Source organism: aff. Roholtiella sp. LEGE 12411 (genome assembly GCF_015206995.1).
Taxonomy (GTDB): domain Bacteria; phylum Cyanobacteriota; class Cyanobacteriia; order Cyanobacteriales; family Nostocaceae; genus Komarekiella.
The window spans coordinates 1-9,814 of record NZ_JADEXR010000196.1 but is presented as its reverse complement, the minus strand read 5'-3'; the positions used below and the strand labels follow the sequence as shown (position 1 = coordinate 9,814).

Genomic DNA, 9,814 nt, shown 5'->3' with positions numbered 1-9,814 from the left:
ATTCCCCATTACCCATGCCCCATGCCCCATTCCCCATAAAAATCCATGAGAGAAAAACCTAAACATGAAATGCGTGTATGGGCGATATTGTGTCATATATCGGCTTTGTTAGGATGGCTATTATTGTTCTTTTTAGTATTTGCCGGCATCCCTTTATATTTGCCCATAAATATTTTCGCACCACTGTTGGTTTGGCGATTCAAGAAAGCACAATACCCTTGGATTAATTTGCAAGGTAAAGAATCTTTGAATTTTCAAATATCGCTAAGTTTTTATACATTAATAGTAATTATTTTATCATTAGTTTTAGTGGTAACTAGTTGTGGCGTTGCAGTCACTAGCAATAGTACTGTCAATGAAATAAAGACAACTTTAGATGGATTGTTAGTTATGTTTATGTCATTAATATTATTAGTAATGCTGCTACAATCATTTTTAGTGACTTTCGCTGCCATCAAAGCTTACAAAGGTGAACATTATCGTTATCCTTTAACAATCCGAGTTTTGCGGTGAAATAATTGGAATTTTGTTAAACAGCTGTTTCCGATGACGCTAAAACCAAGAATACGGTTTTAACGTTAAAGTCTTAGTCAACACGATGAAAACAATAAGTTCACTTTTTAGCGAAGAACGCAACCAACTGCGGGCAGAGATTGACAACACAACCAGCATCGAGCAGGTAATCAAGCTGGTTCAAAATCGACTCGATAATCTCGAAAGAATTTACATTAGCCAGCTAAATGTAGCTCAAGTACGCCTAGCTTCCTTTTTTCTGGATACATTGCGCCAGTCCATCGCTACTCTTGCTGCGGCTAACTTAGTTCAAGTCGCTCCAACAGAGCAACAGCAAATTATTAATTTAGCTGTAAAATTTCCCGCCAACAGATTAATTCTGAAATTGCTTAAGGCACTTCTTTATATAGGCATTTTAGGTTGGTTGTTCCACTTAACTGAAACTACCCCAGGTGCATGGATGGCTATCTTACTAGCTTCTGTACTTTTAGGGCTGGAAGTTGTGCTTCAACTCGATAAAGATAATTCAACATCTTCTGAGCAATTGGAACTAGCTCAACCTGTCCTAGGGGTCAATAGCCAAGTACTTTTAGATAACCTTGCTGATGCTCTCAACACAATTGACTTAGCAGTCGCTAGATTTGAAGAAGCAAACAAACATCAAGACGATCGCGGTATCGAAGAATTGCCAGAATTATTGAATTTTCTGCAAAAGCTCATGGGCGCATCATTTCTTGAGAAACCCCAAATGGCGATCGCACTAGCGAAACTTCTACCACAGATTTTAATGTCCCAGGGAATTAACGCTCAAATTTACCGACCAAACGACCCCCATAGCGATCGCAACTATTTTGACTTCGAGCCAAGTATTGACTCATCCACCAAAGATTACGTAACTCTAACTCCTGCTTTGTTGAAAGGCGATCGCTTGCTAAGACGCGGTAGGGTAATTGAGCCAGCATATTCCGAGGCTAGAGAATAACAGACAATAAGAGTATGGAAATTTTAGAAACAATTGGTTTCGACTTGGGACACGGTGAAACAGCTGTAGCTAAAGCTATAGTCGAGAGCATCGAACCCCCGGAAATGCTTGAGATTAATAACAAGAAGAACCAAATTACAGCTCTTGGTTGGCATCCCAAACTCGGTTATCTTGTGGGAGAGCAAGCGTTAATTCAAGCTGGCGTTACCCAACTGACAATCTCTTTCAAGCAAAAACCAAATAACGATTCCAAATATCGAGAAACAATTAGCACCTTTCTAGCAACCTACTACCGCCTTTTAAAAGAAAGCAAACAAATTGAAGCTGGGGAAACTACTTACTTTTATATAGGTTGTCCTTCAGGATGGTCGGTTAGTGAACGAGAGGAATACCAAAAGCTACTTCAACAAGCTGGTATTGCCAAACTGAATGTTGTACCTGAATCGCGGGCTGCTTTCATGCAAGCCAAGGAAGCCGGTAAGCTGGAGTATGAAAAACTTCTTTCATCGGTGCTGATTGTCGATATTGGTTCTTCCACCACAGATTTCACCCTGGTTAAGAGCTTACAAGAAATTCCGGTGGATTTCGGAAGTAACACTTTGGGCGCATCCCTAATTGACAAGGCTATTTTTGAGCGCACTCTCGCCAAACACGAGCAATCAGACTTACTAAAAAAAGTATTTGATGAATATCCACATCACCAAGCTCGTTGTGAACTTGCTTGTCGTAAAACTAAGGAAGATTACTTCTCTAATGAACAGCTATACAGCGATCCTCAATCTTTTGCGCGTGGCTTCGAGTCTATCAACGAACAGATTTATTTTATCCCCCAAGTCAATAAATCGATAATGGAGGAGATTTTGAACCAACCTTTGCCTGAACTGAGGCTTCATAGTTGGATTCAATCGTTTCGTGACTCTGTAAGTGAAGCTCAAGAAAAGCTGGAAAAACTTGGGATTGTGCCGCAACTTTTACTAATGACTGGTGGTGCATCCCGGATGAAGTTTACACATCAAATTTGTCAAGAAATCTTTCCTGAACCAGAAACACTCCTTCGTCCAGATCCGGAACCTGAACGATGCATTGCATTGGGATTAGCGCGAGTAGGAAGATGGGATCTGCGTGCTACTGCCTTCAAACAAGAAGTTAATACATTATTGGACTCACAAAAGCTCAAAAACCTAATTGAAAGACATATCCCAAAGTTAATTGAATTGTTAATTAAGCCACTAGCAGATGGATTGCTGGAAAACGCAGTTAGACCAGGAGTAAAAGACTGGCAAAAAAACCAAATACGGACTTTAGCCGATTTGGAAACATCTATGAAAAGTCGGGCAGAACAGTGGCTTAAAGGTGATCTCGCTCAGCAGATAATTAACAATCAATGCATCAGTTGGTTTAACAATGAAATTCAACCCGACTTAGCCGCAGAAACCGACCCAATATGCCGTAAGTTTCAGATACCCAGAAGCAGTTTAAGGTTTGAGGATAGCATCGAGCCGGCTTTTGTCAACCCAGAACTAAAAATTGGAGATGCTATCCTTGGCGACACAGTGGCGTTTATCATCAATGTAGTAATAGGTGGAGGCACTCTAGCTAGTATCATCACTCTCATCCTAACTGGACACTTGGTTTGGCCTATTGCATTGGTGTACGGGGCTTCAGTAATGGCAGCAGGAATGGAGCTAAATCGTCAGAGTGTCCAAGAGGCAATCAAGACTAATTTAGATATCCCCAGCTGGATTCGTTTTAGTTTTTTGAGCGACAGAAAAGTTAATGATATGTGTTCCCAATTAAAGCCAGAATTGGAGAAGGTTCTTCAACAACAACTGGCAGCGAATCAAGAAGCTTTTGACAAACTAATTGGTCAAATTGGGCAAGGGCTGCAAAAAGTTCTTTCTACTAAGGTTCAAGAGGCAATAATTTTAATTCAATAACGGTCGCTGCTGCAACTTGGGCGCTCGTCAACCAAAGAAATCTATGCTTGGTATGAGCAATAAAAATTACATAATTATAGGAGTAAAGATAATATGATTGGGGTTGCGATCGCTGGAACTGGATTTGGTCAAAAAGTTCATATTCCTGCATTCAAAGCACATCCTCAGACTGAGGTGGTGGCTGTTTATCATCGAGATTTAAATAAAGCTAAAGCGATCGCAGACTCCCATAATATCCCTCATGCCTGCGACACAATTGCAAACATTGTTGCATTACCAGAAGTGCAAGCAGTCAGCATCTCCACACCGCCATTTTTACACTACGAAATGGCAAAAACAGTACTACAAGCTGAGAAACATCTATTACTAGAAAAACCTGTAACATTAAATGCAACTGAGGCCAAAGAACTATATCAATTAGCTAAAGAAAGAGGCGTCGTTGCGATCGTAGATTTTGAATTTCGCTTTATACCAGAATGGCAATTATTTGCAGAATTGTTATCAGAAGGCTATGTAGGTGAGGTGCGCCTGATTAAAATTGATTGGCTAGGTTCCTCGCGTGCTGACACTTCACGCCCTTGGAATTGGTATTCTGACAAAGATAAAGGAGGCGGTGCATTGGGGTCTTTGGGTTCCCATACCTTCGATTACATTCACTGGCTATTTGGGCCAGTACGCAGATTAAACGCCCACTTGAGTACTGCCATTCCCACACGAGTTGACCCTACTAGCGGCGGATTAAAGCCAGTGAATACGGATGACACCTGTATGCTGGCGCTGGAATTAGCGAATGGGACACCTTGTCAAGTTTCCATCAGTGCGGTTGTTCATGCACCGAGAACACATTGGGTAGAAGTGTATGGCGATCGCGGTACTTTAATTGTAGGCAGTGAAAATCAAAAAGATTATATACATGGCTTTCGGGTTTTGGGTTCTCAGTTAGCTAAACCTCTCACAGAAATCGAAATACCCAATCGGTTAATATTTCCCAAAAATTATGCTGATGGGCGTATTTCGGCATTTATGCGCGTAGTAGACCAATGGGTGCAAGCAATTGACCATAAGCAAGAAGTGACCCCATCGCTGCGAGACGGAGTTTATTCTCAGTTGTTGATGGATTTAGCTCATAAATCTCATGCTACAGCAAGCTGGGTAGATGTACCTGGTTTGGAAGGCTTTCTTGGTAGTTAAACAGTAGACTTCTGGCAAAGATGTGAATGAAAAAGCAACTACAGATGAATTATCGGTGTTCATCTGTGCTTTCATTTGCAAAAAAATTGATTTTTGCAAGAGACTCCATGAACTGCGCTCACAAGGAATTTTGATACCAAAATGTAGCATACTACATCTTTCAAAACTGCAAGTATTAGCGGTGATGAAATTCTACCTCTTTCTCTAGAATTTTGATGTCGTATTTGCCAAAGAAATCATGACCTAGTAATCCAATACCTGCTTTTGGAGCGATCGCTACTTGAATATTATTGGCTACGACTCCACCAACGGCTATAGATTTTACTCTACCAGTCAAGAATTGTACTTGGCTACCATCAGCAATTTGAGCTTGCATTAAACCTGTAGATTCGAGTTTAAGCGTACTCGCCATAACTTGAGTAATGAGAGTACCAGTCGCACCTGTATCTACAATCATCTCAAAGGATTGTTTGTCATTGAACGTGACATCAATTATGGGAGTTCCACCAAGACGGCGTTTAATCGGAATCCGAAAAACTTTATCGTCGTTGCTCGAGGGCGGCGTTATCGTTATACCACCACAAAGGTTTGCTAATCCTACTGTTTTCCCAGAGGCGGTAATCATAAAACATGCTCCTGGATCTTCAGCTTTTGCCAGTTGGGGTAATGGTAAAAATATCAAGGTTGGCATTAAAGCTATTAAAGTTATGTTAATGGTTTTAAGCCAATACTTCAAAGCATTTTTCATATTGTTTTGATTTTCCGAAGGTTCTTATAAATGTTGAAAAATAAACTATTTAAACTTGTTATAAAAAACAACCATAATTATTGATTAAAACCTGACATTCTTATTTACGAGATAAACTTATGTTTGTTTTGTTTGAGTTACCAACCCAGATTTTGTTTAAAAATACTTATTTTTTACTAATTTGGTGTGTTTTTATAGGACGAATAGCATCTTACTAAAGATATAGTACATATAAACACTAATCTTAAATTAAAGTTTAAGTAAAGACATGATAAAAGTACTTAGACTACATCAAAACATGACATACTAAGAAGTTAGATAAGAGAAATTTAAAGATATTAGGACTTACGCAACTGGCACATAAGGCTTCTGGTATAAGAGTCAAGGGTCAAGGGTCAAGGGGAGCCACTGCGCCCTTGCGGCTCTGCCGACTTAAAGCAAGTGGCGTTCAAAAATCAAGGTTTTTTGGACTTTTGACCTTTGACTCTGGACAACCTCTGGCGTTAAAAATATGACACTTATGTAAGTCCTGGATATAGCTAAAGATTTGTTAGCTCACTCAAGGTTTGCTAATGCATGTATAGTAGTAGCGATCGCATTGTCCACGGCAATATCTTTCTTTGGCAAAATCACATTTTCAGCAAAGGTGCGCTGAGCAACTACACCGCAAACAGCAGCAGCGGCAAAATTATACACACCCGCCATTTTAAATAGCGTACCGCATTCCATTTCGTAATTCAAAACATTCAAACGCCGATACTCTTCTGTAATACCATGCAGCGATCGCATTAAATTTAGGTTCGCTGAATTACTACGTTCTTGTCCTTCATAAAAAGTATCCACTGATGCTGTAATTCCTACATAATGCTCAATCTCTAATTCTCGTGCTGCTTTAATTAAAGCAACTGTCAGAAACGGATCAGCTGCGGCTGGATACTCTACAGGTGCAATATCATTTGCTGCACCTTGGCGACACAATGCCGCACTACTAATTACAATACTACCTATATTTATATAAGATTGAATTGAGCCGCAAGTTCCAATACGAATAATTTTCCTGATTCCAACTTGTACTAATTCATTAACTACAATACTCAATGAAGGCGCACCCATACCACTGGTAGCGGATACGATACTACGACCATTTGGTAAGTTTCCCACATAGCTATTGAGTCCCCGATTCTCCGACAACAAGCGCATGTCTTGCAAATAAGTTTGAGCAATTAAACATGCACGTTCAGGATCGCCAGATAATAAAGCAATACTGGGAGCAGATGAACCAAAATCATCTTGTCCAAAGCCAATATGATATAAGCGTTTATTAGTCATAAAGTAATGAAGATTATTTTGATTTTATCTGTCAATATCCATTCACCAAATAATAATGGAGGGCTTGTAATGAGCGTATCGCTAAAGCGAAAGCTCCGCTAACGCGTAGCGTCTTGTAGAGAAGCCGTTGGCGCAGCCTCTCGTAGAGAAGTATGGAGGGCATGGGAAAGAAGCTACCAATGCCCAATGCTCAAAGCGGCGGGGCGCATCCCTCTACAGACACCTGGGGATGGAGTTTCCCATCGCTTTCAATCAAAACTTAGACTACTAAGTATAAAACAAAGAGCGTAGCGATTTTAGGGTGCAAAATTACTAATAATAGACATACATGAAATGAGCACAGATTAAAAGTTTAGTTTTTACTCTGTATTTATTTATAATATTTATAGTAATCCGATTTGATTCGTGAACTGACTTGTAGAGATAGGGAATTGGGGATAGGGAATGGGGCATGGGGAAGAAGTAATAAAGGTGTACTGAATTTTTTTCAAAAATTAAATAGGATTCCTATAATTTAATTTTTCTACCTGTCCTAAATTAAAAATGATAAAATAATTTTTGCTGTGAAATTGGGAACCTATAATAAATTCCCAATTCCCAATTCATTAAAATTACGTTTCTTTAGCAGTTGAGGATTAACCGTAACCATTGAAACGCTAAAACACCCAGACTTAAGCAGCGCAAAAAAGCGCAAAATTTCTAAATTTCAGCACCTGCTTTTGGTTCGGCACCCATAGGCGCAACATAATCACGGAAAAGAGTAATTTGCTGTTCAAAAGGCATGACTTGAATTTTGTTAAATAATGTTTCAACTTCTGAAGGAAGTTTATAATCAGAAGGCACTGGAATAATAGTACCATTATCCATGCCTTGAGATAGTCGATACCAAAATAGCAGCTTGGTGGTATCACCCAAAGAGCCGTATTGACGAGAAAGTTGGGTATCTGCTTTATTAATTAAATCACGTTGAAGTTGCAACTGTTCTTCGTGAGATAATTCCTTAACTTGATTAAACAAACCTTCAGCAATTTCTGAGGAAGCAGTACTAGCACCAGGAGCAGCTGGTGTAATCGAGCTACCCATTTCTTTGTAAATGAACCAAAACAACGCGAGCTGTTGATCAACATCCAATCTTTGCCAAGCTTGAACATGCTCACGAATAGTTGGGTCGCCAGTTTGGGTGTATGTCATTATCAACTCCGATTGCAATTAATATGTATCAGTAGCAACAATATCAAATGTATATTTGACGTTTTACCTCACTGAAGATAGAGATGTATCTAAATCAAAAAGAGGAACTATTAAAAATAGAATATCAATCGAGCGGAGTGTAATATTATTTAAAAATATTTTTAGTTGGATAAATAGCCAAAGTTGAAAGCAAAAAGTATACTAAATAGGGTAAAGTATTGAGCTTTACTGTTCCCCTAGTAATCAGGTAAAGCATCTGGAATTTGGGGTTTCTCAATTTATAAATCGGAGTTCCGATATGAAAACTCGAAACTCCGAATGAACAATTGAATTCTACTGTTTTTGCAACTTGACACAAGTCATCCCAGGTAATTACCTTGGTTTACTCCCGTCGATTTTGGTAATCTTCGGAAGACATTGGATCTAATTCCCAACGAGAATCGTCTCGTTCTTCTAAAATATCGTTGGTACGCAGAAATGCAGCATCATCCATTTCTAGACCAACTGCTGCTTCTATTTCCTCAGTTAAATTTTGATCAGGAGTGGGAGCAGTACCACCAACAGCTTCATCCCCTACTGCATCTGCGTCTTGCCAATAAGCATCAATATCACCGCCAGTAAGTTCAGGACTGGTTTGTGTATACTCCCGTATTTCCTGCTGTTGCGATCGCCCACCAATATTATACCCCGGCAAGTCTTTCACACCAGTACCGTAGGACTCAGTAATCTCCTGCGGCAAATCATTGGTTTCAATTTCGTCATTATGATTCTTTTCTGCCATGATACTAGCCATTTTCTGCATCCTCACAATAACGTTTTCTTGCCACCAGGTTGTCTTGCTGAAGATGTATAGCTTTAGAAATAAAATAATCTATCCCCTTAGTACGAATCCCCACTGAGTTATTCGCGGCGCTCACTGCCACGGATCATCCAAGCTGTGAGTAGCTCTTTGAGTTAAACCTGATCTAAAGCTTCAGTTACCCTGAACTACTGAAACAATGGGAGTAGACACTTCAGTATGATACAGAATATGAGTGAACTTCCCAACAGTCTTGAAGATGCGATCGCTCAAGCTCGTGTAGCTACCCAAGCTGCCCTTGCAGATGGTTGTACTCGCCTACAAGTTGAGTTCCTATTCCCAGAACTCAAACCCATAACAGTAGCGGATCAATTTCTACCAGTTTTTACCGCTTATGATTCCCGCTTAAAGATTTTCTTTGCCGATGCTGGTGGTGCTGCCCTTGCCCGCCGCGATTGGGCAGATGCACCATTTAAAATTGAGGATATTGGTACAGGTAGGGCCGCCTCCTTAGAGTCAAAAATTCAGCCAGAGGATGAAATCTTCTTATTTATTGCCCCTACTTCCGTGGAAGTACCACAACTAGAAAAGTTGTGTGAAGTAATCGCCTCACGTCCTTTAGTCATGTTAAATCCTCGCCTAGAAGATTCTGGAGTTGTAGGTATTGGTTATACAGCCAGAAAAATCCGCGATCGTTTTATCAGTACCATTGAATCCGCTTATTACCTGCGTCCTGTAGATGATGAAACTGCCGTATATCGCTGCTATCCAGGACAGTGGGAAGTTTGGCTGGAAACCAATGGCGAATATCAAAAAATTGCTGAATTACCCAAAAAACCATCAGGTGATGAGTTAGATATCATCCTTACTAAGGGACAACCGCAAACAACAACTGACGCTATACCTGCGAAAAAGCCCAATGTGTTCAAGAGTTTACAACGGTTTTTCAAGGCATTGAGTAGTTAGCTGATTTGATCGAAAGCGACGGGAAACTCATCCCTTTGTGGGCATTGGGCATTGGGCATTGGGCATTGGGCATTGGGCATTGGGCATTGGGCATTGGGCATTGGGCATTGGTCATTGGGCATTGGGCATTGGGCGTTGGGCTTTGTGCGTTGGACGAT

Annotated in this window: 10 protein-coding genes; 6 read left to right on the top strand and 4 right to left on the bottom strand. The window is 40.2% G+C overall.

Annotated features, from left to right (window positions below):
• Window positions 1–45 precede the first annotated feature (45 nt).
• From IQ246_RS26700 to IQ246_RS26685, 4 genes are all read left to right on the top strand, one after another.
• Complete coding sequence (locus IQ246_RS26700; protein ID WP_194006318.1) at window positions 46–513, top strand: DUF4870 domain-containing protein; 468 nt, start codon at window positions 46–48, stop codon at window positions 511–513.
• Between the two features lie 85 nt (window positions 514–598).
• Window positions 599–1,495, top strand: a complete 897-nt coding sequence (locus tag IQ246_RS26695; protein ID WP_194006317.1) for a hypothetical protein — start codon at window positions 599–601, stop codon at window positions 1,493–1,495.
• Window positions 1,496–1,509: 14 nt separating this feature from the next.
• Window positions 1,510–3,432 carry an Hsp70 family protein gene (locus IQ246_RS26690; protein ID WP_194006316.1) on the top strand — a complete coding sequence of 641 codons (1,923 nt, stop codon included), beginning with the start codon at window positions 1,510–1,512 and terminating at the stop codon, window positions 3,430–3,432.
• Window positions 3,433–3,525: 93 nt separating this feature from the next.
• A complete protein-coding gene (locus tag IQ246_RS26685) occupies window positions 3,526–4,623 on the top strand; it encodes a Gfo/Idh/MocA family protein (RefSeq protein ID WP_194006315.1) in 1,098 nt (365 codons plus the stop codon).
• 175 nt (window positions 4,624–4,798) lie between these two features.
• Here IQ246_RS26685 and IQ246_RS26680 read toward each other — a convergent pair whose 3' ends face one another.
• Window positions 4,799–5,371 (bottom strand): TIGR02281 family clan AA aspartic protease, encoded by a 573-nt coding sequence (locus tag IQ246_RS26680; protein WP_194006314.1) that lies wholly within the window; start codon window positions 5,369–5,371, stop codon window positions 4,799–4,801.
• A 555-nt stretch (window positions 5,372–5,926) separates the two neighbouring features.
• On the bottom strand, window positions 5,927–6,700 hold the full coding sequence (locus tag IQ246_RS26675) for a nucleoside phosphorylase (RefSeq protein ID WP_194006313.1): 774 nt from the start codon (window positions 6,698–6,700) through the stop codon (window positions 5,927–5,929).
• A gap of 127 nt (window positions 6,701–6,827) precedes the next feature.
• Here IQ246_RS26675 and IQ246_RS26670 point away from each other — a divergent pair, with 127 nt between their 5' ends.
• Entirely contained in the window at window positions 6,828–6,971 is a 144-nt protein-coding gene (locus IQ246_RS26670) for a hypothetical protein (protein ID WP_194006312.1), read from the top strand.
• Window positions 6,972–7,399: 428 nt separating this feature from the next.
• Here IQ246_RS26670 and IQ246_RS26665 read toward each other — a convergent pair whose 3' ends face one another.
• Together IQ246_RS26665 and IQ246_RS26660 are read right to left on the bottom strand one after the other, a co-directional pair.
• On the bottom strand, window positions 7,400–7,891 hold the full coding sequence (locus IQ246_RS26665; protein ID WP_194006311.1) for an orange carotenoid protein N-terminal domain-containing protein: 492 nt from the start codon (window positions 7,889–7,891) through the stop codon (window positions 7,400–7,402).
• A 382-nt stretch (window positions 7,892–8,273) separates the two neighbouring features.
• Window positions 8,274–8,672, bottom strand: a complete 399-nt coding sequence (locus tag IQ246_RS26660; RefSeq protein ID WP_194006319.1) for a DUF6335 family protein — start codon at window positions 8,670–8,672, stop codon at window positions 8,274–8,276.
• Window positions 8,673–8,921: 249 nt separating this feature from the next.
• Here IQ246_RS26660 and IQ246_RS26655 point away from each other — a divergent pair, with 249 nt between their 5' ends.
• Entirely contained in the window at window positions 8,922–9,656 is a 735-nt protein-coding gene (locus IQ246_RS26655) for a DUF1995 family protein (RefSeq protein WP_194006310.1), read from the top strand.
• The last annotated feature ends 158 nt before the right edge of the window (window positions 9,657–9,814 follow it).